General features: G+C 41.3%; 11 protein-coding genes, 2 tRNA genes and 3 rRNA genes. 12 read left to right on the top strand and 4 right to left on the bottom strand.

Annotation, left to right across the window (positions count from 1 at the left end; translation table 11 throughout):
* The first annotated feature begins 212 nt into the window (after positions 1 to 212).
* The 8 genes from tfoX to DV428_RS01160 all read left to right on the top strand — a co-directional run bounded on the left by tfoX (position 213) and on the right by DV428_RS01160 (position 7,754).
* Complete coding sequence (tfoX, locus tag DV428_RS01195; RefSeq protein WP_114908400.1) at positions 213 to 866, top strand: DNA transformation protein TfoX; 654 nt, start codon at positions 213 to 215, stop codon at positions 864 to 866.
* 292 nt (positions 867 to 1,158) lie between these two features.
* Positions 1,159 to 2,698, top strand: a 16S ribosomal RNA gene (locus tag DV428_RS01190).
* A gap of 79 nt (positions 2,699 to 2,777) precedes the next feature.
* Positions 2,778 to 2,854, top strand: a tRNA-Ile gene (locus tag DV428_RS01185).
* 85 nt (positions 2,855 to 2,939) lie between these two features.
* Positions 2,940 to 3,015, top strand: a tRNA-Ala gene (locus DV428_RS01180).
* A gap of 306 nt (positions 3,016 to 3,321) precedes the next feature.
* A 23S ribosomal RNA gene (locus DV428_RS01175) occupies positions 3,322 to 6,331 on the top strand.
* 118 nt (positions 6,332 to 6,449) lie between these two features.
* Positions 6,450 to 6,565, top strand: a 5S ribosomal RNA gene (gene rrf, locus DV428_RS01170).
* Together the 16S, 23S and 5S rRNA genes with 2 tRNA genes alongside form the textbook arrangement of a ribosomal RNA operon.
* A gap of 184 nt (positions 6,566 to 6,749) precedes the next feature.
* Positions 6,750 to 7,310, top strand: a complete 561-nt coding sequence (gene yihI / locus DV428_RS01165; protein WP_114908399.1) for a Der GTPase-activating protein YihI — start codon at positions 6,750 to 6,752, stop codon at positions 7,308 to 7,310.
* Positions 7,311 to 7,313: 3 nt separating this feature from the next.
* Positions 7,314 to 7,754: a DUF2489 domain-containing protein gene (locus DV428_RS01160; RefSeq protein WP_114908398.1), complete on the top strand. Its 441-nt coding sequence runs from the start codon at positions 7,314 to 7,316 to the stop codon at positions 7,752 to 7,754.
* A gap of 64 nt (positions 7,755 to 7,818) precedes the next feature.
* Here DV428_RS01160 and DV428_RS01155 read toward each other — a convergent pair whose 3' ends face one another.
* The 3 genes from DV428_RS01155 to lptM form a co-directional block, all read right to left on the bottom strand.
* Positions 7,819 to 8,445: a response regulator gene (locus tag DV428_RS01155; protein ID WP_005635583.1), complete on the bottom strand. Its 627-nt coding sequence runs from the start codon at positions 8,443 to 8,445 to the stop codon at positions 7,819 to 7,821.
* 196 nt (positions 8,446 to 8,641) lie between these two features.
* A complete protein-coding gene (lysA, locus tag DV428_RS01150) occupies positions 8,642 to 9,889 on the bottom strand; it encodes a diaminopimelate decarboxylase (RefSeq protein WP_114908397.1) in 1,248 nt (415 codons plus the stop codon).
* A gap of 45 nt (positions 9,890 to 9,934) precedes the next feature.
* Positions 9,935 to 10,051 (bottom strand): LPS translocon maturation chaperone LptM, encoded by a 117-nt coding sequence (gene lptM / locus DV428_RS09690; protein ID WP_239992763.1) that lies wholly within the window; start codon positions 10,049 to 10,051, stop codon positions 9,935 to 9,937.
* A gap of 99 nt (positions 10,052 to 10,150) precedes the next feature.
* On the opposite strand from lptM, the gene cyaY reads away from it, so the two are divergent.
* Both cyaY and recQ read left to right on the top strand, forming a co-directional pair.
* Positions 10,151 to 10,456 (top strand): iron donor protein CyaY, encoded by a 306-nt coding sequence (gene cyaY / locus DV428_RS01145; protein WP_114908396.1) that lies wholly within the window; start codon positions 10,151 to 10,153, stop codon positions 10,454 to 10,456.
* A 1-nt stretch (position 10,457) separates the two neighbouring features.
* Positions 10,458 to 12,305: a DNA helicase RecQ gene (recQ, locus tag DV428_RS01140; protein ID WP_114908395.1), complete on the top strand. Its 1,848-nt coding sequence runs from the start codon at positions 10,458 to 10,460 to the stop codon at positions 12,303 to 12,305.
* 100 nt (positions 12,306 to 12,405) lie between these two features.
* Here the strand turns inward: recQ and DV428_RS01135 are convergent, their stop codons facing one another.
* On the bottom strand, positions 12,406 to 13,194 hold the full coding sequence (locus DV428_RS01135; RefSeq protein WP_114908394.1) for a glycosyltransferase family 32 protein: 789 nt from the start codon (positions 13,192 to 13,194) through the stop codon (positions 12,406 to 12,408).
* Positions 13,195 to 13,429: 235 nt separating this feature from the next.
* Between DV428_RS01135 and DV428_RS09605 the strand changes: the two genes are divergently transcribed.
* Positions 13,430 to 13,582: a hypothetical protein gene (locus tag DV428_RS09605; protein ID WP_162790749.1), complete on the top strand. Its 153-nt coding sequence runs from the start codon at positions 13,430 to 13,432 to the stop codon at positions 13,580 to 13,582.
* Positions 13,583 to 13,666: 84 nt separating this feature from the next.
* Positions 13,667 to 15,385: a proline--tRNA ligase gene (proS, locus tag DV428_RS01130; RefSeq protein WP_114908393.1), complete on the top strand. Its 1,719-nt coding sequence runs from the start codon at positions 13,667 to 13,669 to the stop codon at positions 15,383 to 15,385.
* Positions 15,386 to 15,422: the final 37 nt, after the last annotated feature.

Genomic DNA, 15,422 nt, shown 5'->3' with positions numbered 1-15,422 from the left:
AAATTATATACAAAGCATAATGGTAAGAAAATTTTTAAATATAGTATATTTATATAGAAACCAATTGTTTACATAAAAATAAATTTCAAATTTACGATCAGCTTCACAAATCTGAAATTTATTCTTAGTCAGATTAAAAACTTCATGGTATAAACCAAATCAGAAGTACTTCTACTGACCATCTTTAAAATTGTTATTCATAGGAGATTTATATGAATATAAAAGACGAGCATATAGATAATGTTTGCTCTATATTAGATCAGTTAGTAGGAAATGTTACCTTTAAAAATCTTTTTACAGGTTACGGTTTGTTTCACAAGGAAGAGACAATGTTTGCCATTTGGCAGAATAAAAAACTTTATCTACGTGGCGAGGATGAACTTGCAATTCAATTAAGTAAATTAGGCTGTGAACCGTTTACAACAAATGAGTTGAATAAGAGATTTGTACTTTCTCAATATTATGCACTTTCAGATCAGGTGATGCGTAATAATATGTTGTGTAGAAAGTTGATTATTCTTTCTATTCAGCAAATTCGCAATCAGAAGTTAGATCGCACTTTAAGAAAGCTAAATAGATTAAAGGATTTACCCAATTTAACAATCAAGCACGAAAGAGCGCTAATAAAAGCTGGCATTACTGATGTTGCTATGCTAAGAGAAATTGGTGCAGAAAATGCATTGGTGGAATTAAAGAAAAGCGGAAGTGGAGCAACTTTAGATTTTTATTGGAAGTTAGTATGTGCTTTGCAAAATAAAAATAGTCAATTTTTAAGTCAATCGGAAAAAGAGCGTTTATTAAAGAAATTAAACGAAATTTTGAGAAAAAATGGCTTGAAAGGCTATAGAAAATTAGATGACGAATAAAATTTGTTCATTCAAATAATTTTTTGCAAAAAGTACTTGCAAGGGATTTGAAAATCCCTATAATGCACCGCACACAACGACGCACTGTTGTGAATTTTTTAAGTTTCCACGTGCGTCGTTGTTTTTTGCTCTTTAACAATATATCAGACAATCTGTGTGGGCACTTGTTGATTGACTTGTTTTAAACTATTTTTAATTTTGAAGTCTTAATAGGTGCTTAACTGAAAATTCATAATTACTTTTTAAGTAGTGTTTTATTTATAGCTAAGCAGTTTATTGAGCGATTGAACTTGAATTGAAGAGTTTGATCATGGCTCAGATTGAACGCTGGCGGCAGGCTTAACACATGCAAGTCGAACGGTAGCAGGAGAAAGCTTGCTTTCTTGCTGACGAGTGGCGGACGGGTGAGTAATGCTTGGGAATCTGGCTTATGGAGGGGGATAACTACGGGAAACTGTAGCTAATACCGCGTAGTATCGGAAGATGAAAGTGCGGGACCGCAAGGCCGCATGCCATGAGATGAGCCCAAGTGGGATTAGGTAGTTGGTGGGGTAAAGGCCTACCAAGCCTGCGATCTCTAGCTGGTCTGAGAGGATGGCCAGCCACACTGGAACTGAGACACGGTCCAGACTCCTACGGGAGGCAGCAGTGGGGAATATTGCGCAATGGGGGGAACCCTGACGCAGCCATGCCGCGTGAATGAAGAAGGCCTTCGGGTTGTAAAGTTCTTTCGGTATTGAGGAAGGGATGTGTGCTAATAGTACACATCATTGACGTTAAATACAGAAGAAGCACCGGCTAACTCCGTGCCAGCAGCCGCGGTAATACGGAGGGTGCGAGCGTTAATCGGAATAACTGGGCGTAAAGGGCACGCAGGCGGTTATTTAAGTGAGGTGTGAAAGCCCCGGGCTTAACCTGGGAATTGCATTTCAGACTGGGTAACTAGAGTACTTTAGGGAGGGGTAGAATTCCACGTGTAGCGGTGAAATGCGTAGAGATGTGGAGGAATACCGAAGGCGAAGGCAGCCCCTTGGGAATGTACTGACGCTCATGTGCGAAAGCGTGGGGAGCAAACAGGATTAGATACCCTGGTAGTCCACGCTGTAAACGCTGTCGATTTGGGGATTGGGCTTAAAGCTTGGTGCCCGTAGCTAACGTGATAAATCGACCGCCTGGGGAGTACGGCCGCAAGGTTAAAACTCAAATGAATTGACGGGGGCCCGCACAAGCGGTGGAGCATGTGGTTTAATTCGATGCAACGCGAAGAACCTTACCTACTCTTGACATCCATGGAATCTTGTAGAGATATGAGAGTGCCTTCGGGAACCATGAGACAGGTGCTGCATGGCTGTCGTCAGCTCGTGTTGTGAAATGTTGGGTTAAGTCCCGCAACGAGCGCAACCCTTATCCTTTGTTGCCAGCGATACGGTCGGGAACTCAAAGGAGACTGCCGGTGATAAACCGGAGGAAGGTGGGGATGACGTCAAGTCATCATGGCCCTTACGAGTAGGGCTACACACGTGCTACAATGGCGTATACAGAGGGTGGCGAAGCTGCGAGGTGGAGCGAATCTCAGAAAGTACGTCTAAGTCCGGATTGGAGTCTGCAACTCGACTCCATGAAGTCGGAATCGCTAGTAATCGCGAATCAGAATGTCGCGGTGAATACGTTCCCGGGCCTTGTACACACCGCCCGTCACACCATGGGAGTGGGTTGTACCAGAAGTAGATAGCTTAACCTTTTGGAGGGCGTTTACCACGGTATGATTCATGACTGGGGTGAAGTCGTAACAAGGTAACCGTAGGGGAACCTGCGGTTGGATCACCTCCTTACCAAAGACGAGAGACAGCGAGTGCTCACACAGATTGCCTGATAGTTGTAGACAAATGAGCAGAAGAAAGCATTACCCTTGGGTCTGTAGCTCAGGTGGTTAGAGCGCACCCCTGATAAGGGTGAGGTCGGTGGTTCAAGTCCACTCAGACCCACCACTCTGAGAGTGAGTGAAGCGAAAGGTGTAGTGTAAATAAATAATAACTAAAACATAAATGATTAGTTATTAAATTATGATGAAATGGGGATATAGCTCAGCTGGGAGAGCGCCTGCCTTGCACGCAGGAGGTCAGCGGTTCGATCCCGCTTATCTCCACCACTTATCATCGTTAAGTAAATTTATTCATTTAGTTTATTTAACGATGATAACTGAAAAGTTTTATCAACTGTTCTTTAAAAAATTGGAAACAAGCTGAAAACAAGAGATTTTCGAGAGAAAGTCTGAGTAGGCAAGGCAGGAAAGTGAAAGAGGGAACTGAGAAGGAAACTCTGAAAGCAAACCTGTTTTGCATAAAATCTTGATTGAACAAAAGCAATCAAGTGTTTAGTTGAATGAACATACGCATCAAATTGACCGTACTTTGAAGTGAAAACGTAAAGTGATTGAAAACATTTGAGGTTGTATAGTTAAGTGACTAAGCGTACAAGGTGGATGCCTTGGCAATCAGAGGCGAAGAAGGACGTGCTAATCTGCGAAAAGCTTGGATGAGTCGATAAGAGGCGTTTAATCCAAGATATCCGAATGGGGAAACCCAGTAGATGAAGAATCTACTATCAACAAGTGAATACATAGTTTGTTGAGGCAAACCGGGAGAACTGAAACATCTAAGTACCCCGAGGAAAAGAAATCAACCGAGATTTCGTTAGTAGCGGCGAGCGAACGCGAAGGAGCCTGTTAGTGATAATGACAGAGACAGAGGAACAAGCTGGGAAGCTTAGCGACACAGGGTGATAGCCCCGTACTCGAAGTCCAGGTCATGGTACTAAGCTAACGATAAGTAGGGCGGGACACGTGATATCCTGTTTGAAGATGGGGGGACCATCCTCCAAGGCTAAATACTCCTGATTGACCGATAGTGAACCAGTACTGTGAAGGAAAGGCGAAAAGAACCCCGGTGAGGGGAGTGAAATAGAACCTGAAACCTTGTACGTACAAGCAGTGGGAGCCTGAAAGGGTGACTGCGTACCTTTTGTATAATGGGTCAGCGACTTATATTTTGTAGCGAGGTTAACCGAATAGGGGAGCCGAAGGGAAACCGAGTCTTAACTGGGCGAATAGTTGCAAGGTATAGACCCGAAACCCGGTGATCTAGCCATGGGCAGGTTGAAGGTTGGGTAACACTAACTGGAGGACCGAACCGACTAATGTTGAAAAATTAGCGGATGACTTGTGGCTGGGGGTGAAAGGCCAATCAAACCGGGAGATAGCTGGTTCTCCCCGAAATCTATTTAGGTAGAGCCTTGAGCGGACACCTTTGGGGGTAGAGCACTGTTTCGGCTAGGGGTCCATCCCGGATTACCAACCCGATGCAAACTACGAATACCAAAGAGTGATACTCAGGAGACACACGGCGGGTGCTAACGTCCGTCGTGGAGAGGGAAACAACCCAGACCGCCAGCTAAGGTCCCCAAGTCTATATTAAGTGGGAAACGAAGTGGGAAGGCTTAGACAGCTAGGATGTTGGCTTAGAAGCAGCCATCATTTAAAGAAAGCGTAATAGCTCACTAGTCGAGTCGGCCTGCGCGGAAGATGTAACGGGGCTGAAATATAGCACCGAAGCTGCGGCATCAGGCGTATCACTAATACGCCTTACGATTAACAACATGGAATGACGCGAAGCGACATGAAATGTTGTTCAAGCAACCCGAACGTTGAGTCGGGCATCTTTGAGTGAGGATTATTAGTGATACGTCTGTTGGGTAGGGGAGCGTTCTGTAAGCGGATGAAGGTTAATCGAGAGGTTAGCTGGACGTATCAGAAGTGCGAATGCTGACATAAGTAACGATAAAACGGGTGAAAAACCCGTTCGCCGGAAGACCAAGGGTTCCTGTCCAACGTTAATCGGGGCAGGGTGAGTCGGCCCCTAAGGCGAGGCTGAAAAGCGTAGTCGATGGGAAACAGGTTAATATTCCTGTACTTGGTAAAGCTGCGATGTGGGGACGGAGTAGGTTAGGTTATCGCACTGTTGGATATGTGCGTTTAAGTTGGTAGGTGGGAAGTTTAGGCAAATCCGGACTTCCTTAACACTGAGAGATGATGACGAGGCTCTACGGAGCTGAAGTAACTGATACCACACTTCCAGGAAAAGCCACTAAGCGACAGGCTTTACTAAACCGTACTGAAAACCGACACAGGTGGTCAGGTAGAGAATACTCAGGCGCTTGAGAGAACTCGGGTGAAGGAACTAGGCAAAATAGCACCGTAACTTCGGGAGAAGGTGCGCCGGCGTAGATTGTAAGGGCTAGCCCCTGAAGGTTGAACCGGTCGAAGATACCAGCTGGCTGCAACTGTTTATTAAAAACACAGCACTCTGCAAACACGAAAGTGGACGTATAGGGTGTGATGCCTGCCCGGTGCTGGAAGGTTAATTGATGGTGTAATCGAAAGAGAAGCTCCTGATCGAAGCCCCAGTAAACGGCGGCCGTAACTATAACGGTCCTAAGGTAGCGAAATTCCTTGTCGGGTAAGTTCCGACCTGCACGAATGGCATAATGATGGCCAGGCTGTCTCCACCCGAGACTCAGTGAAATTGAAATCGCCGTGAAGATGCGGTGTACCCGCGGCTAGACGGAAAGACCCCGTGAACCTTTACTATAGCTTGACACTGAACATTGAATTTTGATGTGTAGGATAGGTGGGAGACTATGAAGATGATACGCCAGTATTGTTGGAGTCGTCCTTGAAATACCACCCTTTAACGTTTGATGTTCTAACGAAGATTACGAAACGTGGTCTCGGACAGTGTCTGGTGGGTAGTTTGACTGGGGCGGTCTCCTCCCAAAGAGTAACGGAGGAGCACGAAGGTTTGCTAATCACGGTCGGACATCGTGAGGTTAGTGCAATGGTATAAGCAAGCTTAACTGCGAGACAGACAAGTCGAGCAGGTACGAAAGTAGGTCATAGTGATCCGGTGGTTCTGAATGGAAGGGCCATCGCTCAACGGATAAAAGGTACTCCGGGGATAACAGGCTGATACCGCCCAAGAGTTCATATCGACGGCGGTGTTTGGCACCTCGATGTCGGCTCATCACATCCTGGGGCTGAAGTAGGTCCCAAGGGTATGGCTGTTCGCCATTTAAAGTGGTACGCGAGCTGGGTTTAGAACGTCGTGAGACAGTTCGGTCCCTATCTGCCGTGGGCGTTGGAGAATTGGTTGGGGCTGCTCCTAGTACGAGAGGACCGGAGTGGACGCACCACTGGTGTTCCGGTTGTGTCGCCAGACGCATTGCCGGGTAGCTAAGTGCGGAAGAGATAAGTGCTGAAAGCATCTAAGCACGAAACTTGCCAAGAGATGAGTTCTCCCACACATCAAGTGTGTAAGGGTTGTTTAAGACTAAGACGTAGATAGGCAGGGTGTGTAAGTGATGTGAGTCATTGAGCTAACCTGTACTAATTGCCCGAGAGGCTTAACTATACAACGCTCAAGTGTTTTTGGAAAACAGAGTAAAAGGAAAAGAAATTAACTAAACGTTCAGCTTGTGGCCAATGAAGAACATAGATAGAATTTGAAATAAACGTTATCAAAGAATTATCCTGGCGGCGATAGTGCGGTGGAACCACCTGACACCATACCGAACTCAGAAGTGAAACGCTGTAATGCCGATGGTAGTGTGGGGCATCCCCATGTGAGAGTAGGGCACCGCCAGGTTACAAATACATAAATAGAATAAAGCAGAGTAGAATAAAAGATAAGAACCCCAGTTGGATGACTGGGGTTTTTGTTTTTTAGAAGTTTATACTTTAACAAAATCAGTTTAGATAAAGTTTATATTTATTAGTGAGAAAAATACGCACTAGTGATACAATCCGAAAAATTTTAAGAAAGGTACCCTATGGCTCGTAAGAAAAAAACACGTCGAATTACCGATATTATGCCAATTCGAAAAGCAGATAAAAAAATAGATATAACAAAAGCACGCCCAGGTAAAAAGCTTACACGCTATGAATTGGATGCTAAAGCTCGTGAAGATAAGAAAAAACGCAAGCATAAAGGTTTAGCTTCAGGAGCTCGTCATAGTGCGGTTGAAGAAAAAGCGAATAAAATTCAAAATGAAATTAAAGATCCCAAAATAGGTAGTAAGAAAAAGGTACCGTTGGTTGTTGAATTTATTTATAAACCTGAAAAAGGTCAATTAATTCCAGTAATAAAACAGGTGAAAAAACAAGATCCAATGAAAGAGCTTGAAAATCTGGAAAATAACGAAATTCTTAATGAATTATTGGATGCGTTAGATGAAGGTAAAACTATTAGTAAAGCAGATCAACAATTTGTAGATGAATGCTTAGATAGAATTTCTGAATTAATGGAAGAACTTGGCATTGAAGACGAAGATGAAAGTGAAGATGATTTATACCGCACTTTCGAGCGTATCGATATTAACCAATTTAGATAAGTTATGATTTGGCTATTTATTGTTGTTGCATTTTTCTTGGTGATTGGATTGAGTTTATATGCAATATATTTATTAAAACAGTTAAAAATCCAAAATGAATTGATTACTAAAGCCAAGCATTCGCGCACTATACGATTAAAAGAAAGCATTGATGTTATTGCTCGAGCAATGCAATCTGGGGAATGTAATACTTCAGAAGGAGTAATCCGTCTTACAATGCTATTAAGGCCTTTTGGTAAGAATTTATCTACTTATCCTGCGATGGCTAACTTATATGAAGTTGTGCGTGATATGCCTACACATGATGCCCGTAAATTGCTTGATAAAAGAGAGAGAATTCGTCTAGATTTAGATCGAGAAAGTGCAGAAGTACAATTTGAACAAGATATTAAAAAAGAATTGTATGTATTATTAGAAGATATTAAATCTATTGAATTAATGTAAATAGTGTGACTGTAAAGAAAAATGCGCTAAGTTTATCTTAGCGCATTTTTTATGATTATTTTTGTTAACGATTTTGTTCAAAAAATAATACTGTTGCGGCAACGCGAGAATGTACATTTAATTTGCGCAATAAATTACGGATATGTACTTTCACGGTTTCTTCTGAAATAAACAGTTGTGCTGCGATTTGTTTATTTGATAGACCTGTCGCAATTTGACGAAGTACGCCCATTTCACGATCTGTTAGGCTGTCTAATGGATTTTCTTCATGAGTACGTTCTAACAGTAAATTTTTAATAGAATCGCTCAGAATGACTTCACCTTGTGCAATACGCTTTATTTGGTCTAGCAACGTATCTGGTTCCGTATCTTTTAGCAAGTAACCATCTGCACCTGCATCAATTAGAGTATAAATATCATTTTTTGCATCAGACACTGTTAAAATTAAGATTCGTGCATCGACGCCTTCTGCGCGTAATCCTTTGAGCGTATCTAACCCAGAAAGTCCTTTCATGTTGAGATCTAAAATGATCACATCAGGTGATGTTTGTAATGCCACAGAAATCCCTTCTGTGCCGCTGCCTACGTCAGCCACCACTTCAAAGTTATCGTCTAATTCTACAAGTTGTTTAATGCCACGACGCATTAACGGATGATCGTCAATCAATAAAACCTTTAGTTTTTCTTGCATAATTTCCCCTTTAGTGGCAAAAGTCCACTTTAAAAAGCACAATATTCTATAAAGAATTCAATTCTATGCCAATCTAGAATAGAAAAAAATTTGATTTATCTCACAAACTTACTGTTTGAGGTAGGCTGATTTATGGACAGAAAAAGAGCGGTAGAAAAATAGATAATTTTTTACCGCTCTTTTAGGATAAGAAAGATTAAATGGTCGACTCTAATGCCCAAAGTTCCTGTAAGGTTTCTCGACGACGGATTAAATAGGATTTATCTCCATCTACTAAAACTTCTGCAGTACGGGGTCTTGAGTTATAGTTTGATGACATGCTTGCTCCATAGGCGCCTGCTGAGCATTGAGCTATATAATCACCTTCAGCAATAGAAAGTTCTCGTTGTTTGCCTAAGAAATCTGACGTTTCACAAACTGGCCCCACAACATCATAAATGGCTTTTTCTCTTTCTAAAGTGCGGTCAATTTCTACGATATTCATATAAGCCTCATACAATGCAGGGCGGATCATATCGTTCATTCCCGTGTCGGTAATCGCGAAATTACGATTTTCATTATTTTTTAGGTATTGCACTTTTGCTACTAAAATTCCCGCATTTGCAGAAATTGCTCTACCTGGTTCAAGAATAATTTCAAGTTCGGGATAATCTTTTAGTTTTTCTAATAACGCATTTGCGTAATCGCTTGGGTGAGGTGGTATTTCATTCGTATAAGTCACGCCTAAACCACCGCCTAGATCGAGATGTTTTAATGTAATTCCATCTTCTTTTAATTGTTCCATTAGGACAATTAAGCGATCTGTTGCATCTAAAAATGGTTGTAATTCAGTGAGCTGCGAGCCTATGTGGCAATCCATCCCTGTTATTTTTATGTTTGGCAGCGTTGAGGCTAATTTATACACTTCTCGGGCTTCATCTACACTTACACCAAATTTATTTTCTTTTAATCCTGTTGAGATATAAGGGTGTGTATGCGCATCAACATCTGGATTCACACGCAAAGAAATTGGCGCTATTTTCCCCATCTCGCCTGCGATCTGGTTAATGTATTTGAGTTCAGAAACGGATTCCACATTAAAGCAACGGATTCCAACTTCTAGTGCACGAATAATTTCTTCTCGGGATTTAGCAACGCCCGAAAAGACTACTTTTGATGCATCGCCACCCGCTGCAAGTACACGCTCAAGTTCGCCTTGTGAGACAATATCAAAACCTGAACCTAGTTTTGCCATGATGTTTAATACGCCGATATTCGAGCAAGATTTTACGGCAAAGCAAATTAAGTGAGGATGCTTACCAAAGGCGGAGTCAAAAGCATGCCAATGGCGTTCAAGTGTTGCACGAGAATATACATAAAGAGGTGTACCGAATTGTTCAGCAAGTTGTTGAACTGGCATATCTTCGGCATAAAGCTTATTATTTTTATATTGGAAGAAATTCATGTTGTGTTCCTATTTTTTATTTTGGGATTGTAATTGGATAATCGCTTATTTGGTTTGTTGTGCTTGTTCTTTTTCTGGGAAATATAAAGGACCTTTTACGCCGCATCCTGTTGCCCAAATGCAGATTGCACTAAGCATTAAAATTGATAGTAGTTTTTTCATTTTTCTCTCTCTCTTACTTATCGGTAAATCCGCCTTTCACAAGCTTAAGAAAGGCTTTATAATTTGCCGCATTCTATCAGATTTAAACAGGAACATTTTATGAATATTGCAGAATTTCACCAAAATATTGAACAAGTTTGGCAAAAAATTGAAGAAGAATTAGAAGAGCAAGGTGCGGATGTAGATTGTGAAACGCAAGGTTCAGTATTTACAATCACCTTTGATAATCGCACACAAATAGTGATTAACAAGCAAGAACCATTACTTGAGCTTTGGATTGCGAGTAAATTAGGTGGTTTTCATTTTGCTTTTAAAAATGGCGACTGGGTTTCTAATGACGGAAAACGTTTTTGGGATTGTTTAGTCGAAGCTTGTACTGCACATGGCGAGAACGTGCAGTTCTAAGATGCTTGATTCTCATTTATCACCAAAAATAATAGAAAAACCGACCGCACTTTCTGTTTTGAAATCGGTTTTCGGTTATCAATCTTTCCGTAAAGGGCAGGAAGAAGTCATCAATGCCGCTTTAAACGGACAAGATGCTTTGGTGGTAATGGCAACGGGGAATGGCAAATCGCTTTGTTACCAAATTCCCGCACTTTGTTTTGAGGGTTTAACTTTAGTGATTTCTCCGCTGATTTCCTTGATGAAAGATCAAGTGGATCAGCTTCAAGCTAATGGAATTGAGGCGGATTTTCTTAATTCTAGTCAGACTTTAGAACAGCAGCAACGAGTACAAAATAAGCTTATTTCTGGGCAACTTAAACTGCTTTATGTGTCGCCAGAAAAAGTGATAACGAACAGTTTCTTTCAACTTATTTCTTATAGTAAAGTTAGCTTTATTGCGATTGATGAAGCACATTGCATTTCTCAATGGGGGCATGATTTTCGCCCTGAATATACTCAGCTTGGCGGTTTAAAAGCTAGTTTCCCTCATGCACCGATTATGGCGCTCACTGCGACAGCCGATTATACGACTCGCCAAGATATTTTGACTCACCTCAATCTGGAAAATCCACATAGATATATTGGTAGTTTTGATCGACCAAACATTCGTTATACCTTGGAAGAAAAATATAAACCAATGGAGCAACTGACACGTTTTGTGTTGGCTCAAAAGGGCAAGAGTGGGATTATTTATTGCAACAGCCGAAATAAGGTTGAGCGAATTGCGGAAAGTTTACGCAATAAAGGTGTCTCTGCTGCTGCTTATCATGCGGGAATGGAAACGGCACTGCGTGAGCGTGTGCAACAGGATTTTCAGCGTGATAATGTTCAAGTAGTCGTCGCAACCATTGCTTTTGGAATGGGTATTAATAAATCCAATGTGCGGTTTGTTGCCCATTTTGATTTACCTCGCAGCATTGAATCTTACTATCAGGAAACGGGGCGAGCAGGACGTGATGATTTGCCTGCAGAGGCTGTTTTGTTTTATGAGCCGGCGGATTACGCTTGGTTACAAAAAATTCTCTTAGAAAAGCCAGAAACGCCACAGCGTCAGATTGAGCAGCATAAATTAGAAGCTATAGGTGAATTTGCAGAAAGCCAGACTTGTCGTCGTTTAGTTCTTCTCAATTATTTTGGTGAGCATAGACAAACACCATGCAATAACTGTGATATTTGCCTTGATCCTCCTAAAAAATATGATGGATTAGTCGATGCGCAAAAAGTAATGTCCACCATTTATCGAGTGGGGCAATGTTTCGGTGCACATTATGTGATTGCGGTGCTGCGTGGAATGCACAATCAGAAAATTATTGAACGCCAACATGATAAACTTTCAGTGTATGGCATTGGAAAAGATAAAAGCAAAGAGCATTGGCAGTCTGTCATTCGTCAGCTTATTCATTTGGGGTTTGTGCAACAGGTCATCAGTGAATTAAATCCAACGTTACAACTTACTGAAAGTGCGAAAGCGATTCTGAAAGGTGAAGAACCATTAGAACTGGCAATGCCTCGTATTTCTGCAATCAGTAAGATTGTCCATAATCCACAACGCCAAAGTGTTGCAAATTACGATAAGGATTTATTTGCACGCTTGCGTTTCTTACGCAAACAAATTGCCGATAAAGAAAATATTCCGCCGTACATTGTCTTTAATGATGCGACTTTGCAAGAAATGGCACAATATATGCCAACAAGCAATATTGAAATGCTGCAAATTAATGGTGTGGGCTCAATCAAATTAGAGCGGTTTGGCCAGCCTTTTATGGCATTGATTCAGGAACATAAGGCTATTTTGGCAAAGGGATAAAATAATAGAGGTAAATTTATTTATCCGAGAAAAAGATAACAGACCAGATAACAACTTAAAATGACCACTTAAAAGCAAAAAGCGAGCAGCCCCTCTATAACTATTTTAATAGATCCTCACTCTTTTTGTAAATCCACTTACTACGTGGCTTGTCGATATATTGGAAGTATTCGTTGGTAAATGTTCCTTGAGTGCAGGTGACTTTGTCCTGACGAGTATTTATCATTTTAGGGTTAATTACTGCATTTAATGTTTCAGGGCCTGTCATTGCAAAAACGCCTCCGTCTATACGGCGGTTTTCGATATTCTCTACAATTAAATCTAGTGTAGCTTTCATAATAGGATGTCCTGTTTCGCACGCAAGGAAGAAGTTGGTGTATTTATCACGGCGTTTGATCAGCACTTCTGAATCTTGCTCACGAATAATTTGAGATAGCGGAAAAACCAAATGCCCGTCGATGTCGATGTAAATTCCACCTTCACGCCAAAGAATAAATACACGCCAGAAATCCGCTTGAGCAGCACCGTCAGTAAGTTGGCTGTAAGCGTTAAAAACGTGCGGCTCAGCGTAGGCTTTAATGTATTCCTCACGGTTTTCGGTGCTGATATAGCGGTAATCGTAGCTCAAAGACATTAAGCGATTAAACAAATAGTTGCAATATATTGGCAGGGTTACTTTGTTTGAATAATTGGTTTGCCAAATTGTACGGTTGATTTTATCTTGGCGACCTGTACTTAACTTCGCAGCACTAAATTCGGGGATAGTGAAACGTTTTTTGGGAAAAAGGGCGTGAAATGGATAACTCAGAATTTTTACAATGTTTCCTAGCAAGCGGGAAAAACCGTTGCATAGGACAATAAAATTTTCATATTTAACTGATTGATACATAATTGCCCTTGAATTAATAAAAAAGGTATTTCATAAAGAAAATAGATATAATTTGTTTACACTTTCTAAATCATATCACTTTACGAAAATCTATATAGCTTCTAATTTAACTTATTTGAGTATGAAATCATAATGGTTTTACATTATAGCTATTACACCTCAGATAAAATAGCCCAATAACTTAATTATCATGAGCTAATGATTTCAAGAGAATTACGTCACTTAAAGTTAGGATATGAAGGATTACACTTACATAGATAAACAATTCATTGATATATTTCAAATTAATGGCGTGAGCTCTATCAAATTAGAGCGGTTTGGCCAGCCTTTTATGGCATTGATTCAGGAACATAAAGAAATTTTGGCGAAAGCGCAAAATAATGAGTAAGTATCGAAAGTGCGGTTAAAAATCACCGCACTTTTTGTTATACTTGCGCCAATTTTTTCAGTTCTTAAAATCTAAGGTTAAACAATGCGTACAAGTCAATATTTATTCTCCACCCTTAAAGAAACACCAAATGATGCGCAGGTCGTGAGCCACCAATTAATGTTGCGAGCAGGTATGATTCGCCCAATGGCATCAGGTTTATATAACTGGCTACCTACTGGTATTCGCGTATTGAAAAAAGTAGAAAAGATTATTCGCGAAGAAATGAACAAAGGTGGTGCCATTGAGGTATTAATGCCTGTGGTGCAACCTGCGGAATTATGGGAAGAGTCTGGTCGTTGGGAGCAATATGGCCCTGAGCTCCTTCGTTTTGAAGACCGCGGAAACCGTAACTTTGTACTTGGACCAACTCACGAGGAAGTGATTACAGATTTAGTCCGCCGAGAAGTTTCTTCATACAAACAACTTCCACTGAACTTATACCAAATTCAAACTAAATTCCGTGATGAAGTGCGCCCTCGTTTTGGTGTAATGCGTTCGCGTGAATTTATTATGAAAGATGCGTACTCATTTCACACTACCCAAGAAAGTTTGCAAGCAACCTATAATGTGATGTATCAAGTGTACAGTAACATTTTTAACCGTTTAGGCTTAGATTTCCGTGCAGTACAAGCGGATACGGGTTCAATCGGGGGCTCAGCTTCGCACGAATTCCAAGTGTTAGCTTCAAGCGGTGAAGATGACGTTGTATTCTCAACAGAATCGGATTTTGCCGCGAATATTGAGCTTGCTGAAGCGGTAGCTATCGGTGAGCGTCAAGCACCAACCGCTGAAATGTGTTTAGTTGATACACCAAATGCGAAAACTATTGCGGAGTTGGTGGAGCAATTCAACTTGCCAATCCAGAAAACCGTAAAAACTTTGATTGTGAAAGGTGTAGACGAAAATCAACCACTTGTTGCGTTGATTATTCGTGGTGATCATGAATTAAATGAAATTAAAGCACAAAAACACCCATTAGTAGCAGATCCTCTTGAGTTTGCAGATGAAGCTGATATTAAAGCGAAAATTGGTGCGGGTGTGGGGTCATTAGGCCCTGTGAATTTAAATATTCCTGCAATTATTGACCGCACTGTGGCGTTAATGTCTGATTTTAGTTGTGGTGCGAATATCGACGGCAAACACTACTTCAACGTGAACTGGGAACGCGATGTTGCAATGCCAGAAGTATTCGACTTGCGTAACGTGGTGGAAGGCGACCCAAGCCCAGACGGTAAAGGCACGCTTCAAATTAAACGTGGTATTGAAGTGGGACATATTTTCCAACTGGGTAAAAAATACTCTGAAGCAATGAAAGCGACTGTTCAAGGCGAAGATGGTAAACCGCTTGTGATGACAATGGGTTGCTACGGTATTGGCGTAACTCGTGTGGTGGCATCAGCCATTGAGCAACACCATGATGATCGCGGTATTATTTGGCCTTCAGATGAAATTGCCCCATTCACTGTGGCGATTGTGCCAATGAATATGCACAAATCTGAAGCCGTGCAAAAATACGCTGAAGAATTTTACCGCACTTTACAATCACAAGGCGTAGATGTGATTTTTGATGATCGTAAAGAACGCCCGGGCGTGATGTTCGCCGATATGGAACTTATCGGTGTGCCGCATATGGTTGTAATCGGTGAGAAAAACCTAGAGAACGGTGAAATTGAATATAAGAACCGTCGTACTGGTGAAAAAGAAATGATTAGTAAAGATCAGTTGCTCAGCGTTTTAAACGAAAAGTTAGGTAATCGATAATCAGTATTTTATTTTGTATATTGTGACAAAAGAGCGG

It is taken from the genome of Haemophilus haemolyticus (genome assembly GCF_003352385.1).
Classification (GTDB): domain Bacteria; phylum Pseudomonadota; class Gammaproteobacteria; order Enterobacterales; family Pasteurellaceae; genus Haemophilus; species Haemophilus haemolyticus_I.
This window is presented reverse-complemented; position numbering and strand designations above follow the sequence as displayed.

Excerpts from the sequence above, each read along its gene's own strand:
- DV428_RS01135 (WP_114908394.1), bottom strand. The coding sequence starts at position 13,194 with ATGTATCAATCAGTTAAATATGAAAATTTTATTGTCCTATGCAACGGT.
- DV428_RS01155 (WP_005635583.1), bottom strand. The coding sequence starts at position 8,445 with ATGCAAGAAAAACTAAAGGTTTTATTGATTGACGATCATCCGTTAATG.
- recQ (WP_114908395.1), top strand. The coding sequence starts at position 10,458 with ATGCTTGATTCTCATTTATCACCAAAAATAATAGAAAAACCGACCGCA.
- lysA (WP_114908397.1), bottom strand. The coding sequence starts at position 9,889 with ATGAATTTCTTCCAATATAAAAATAATAAGCTTTATGCCGAAGATATG.
- DV428_RS09605 (WP_162790749.1), top strand. The coding sequence starts at position 13,430 with ATGAAGGATTACACTTACATAGATAAACAATTCATTGATATATTTCAA.
- tfoX (WP_114908400.1), top strand. The coding sequence starts at position 213 with ATGAATATAAAAGACGAGCATATAGATAATGTTTGCTCTATATTAGAT.
- yihI (WP_114908399.1), top strand. The coding sequence starts at position 6,750 with ATGGCTCGTAAGAAAAAAACACGTCGAATTACCGATATTATGCCAATT.
- cyaY (WP_114908396.1), top strand. The coding sequence starts at position 10,151 with ATGAATATTGCAGAATTTCACCAAAATATTGAACAAGTTTGGCAAAAA.
- lptM (WP_239992763.1), bottom strand. The coding sequence starts at position 10,051 with ATGAAAAAACTACTATCAATTTTAATGCTTAGTGCAATCTGCATTTGG.
- DV428_RS01160 (WP_114908398.1), top strand. The coding sequence starts at position 7,314 with ATGATTTGGCTATTTATTGTTGTTGCATTTTTCTTGGTGATTGGATTG.
- proS (WP_114908393.1), top strand. The coding sequence starts at position 13,667 with ATGCGTACAAGTCAATATTTATTCTCCACCCTTAAAGAAACACCAAAT.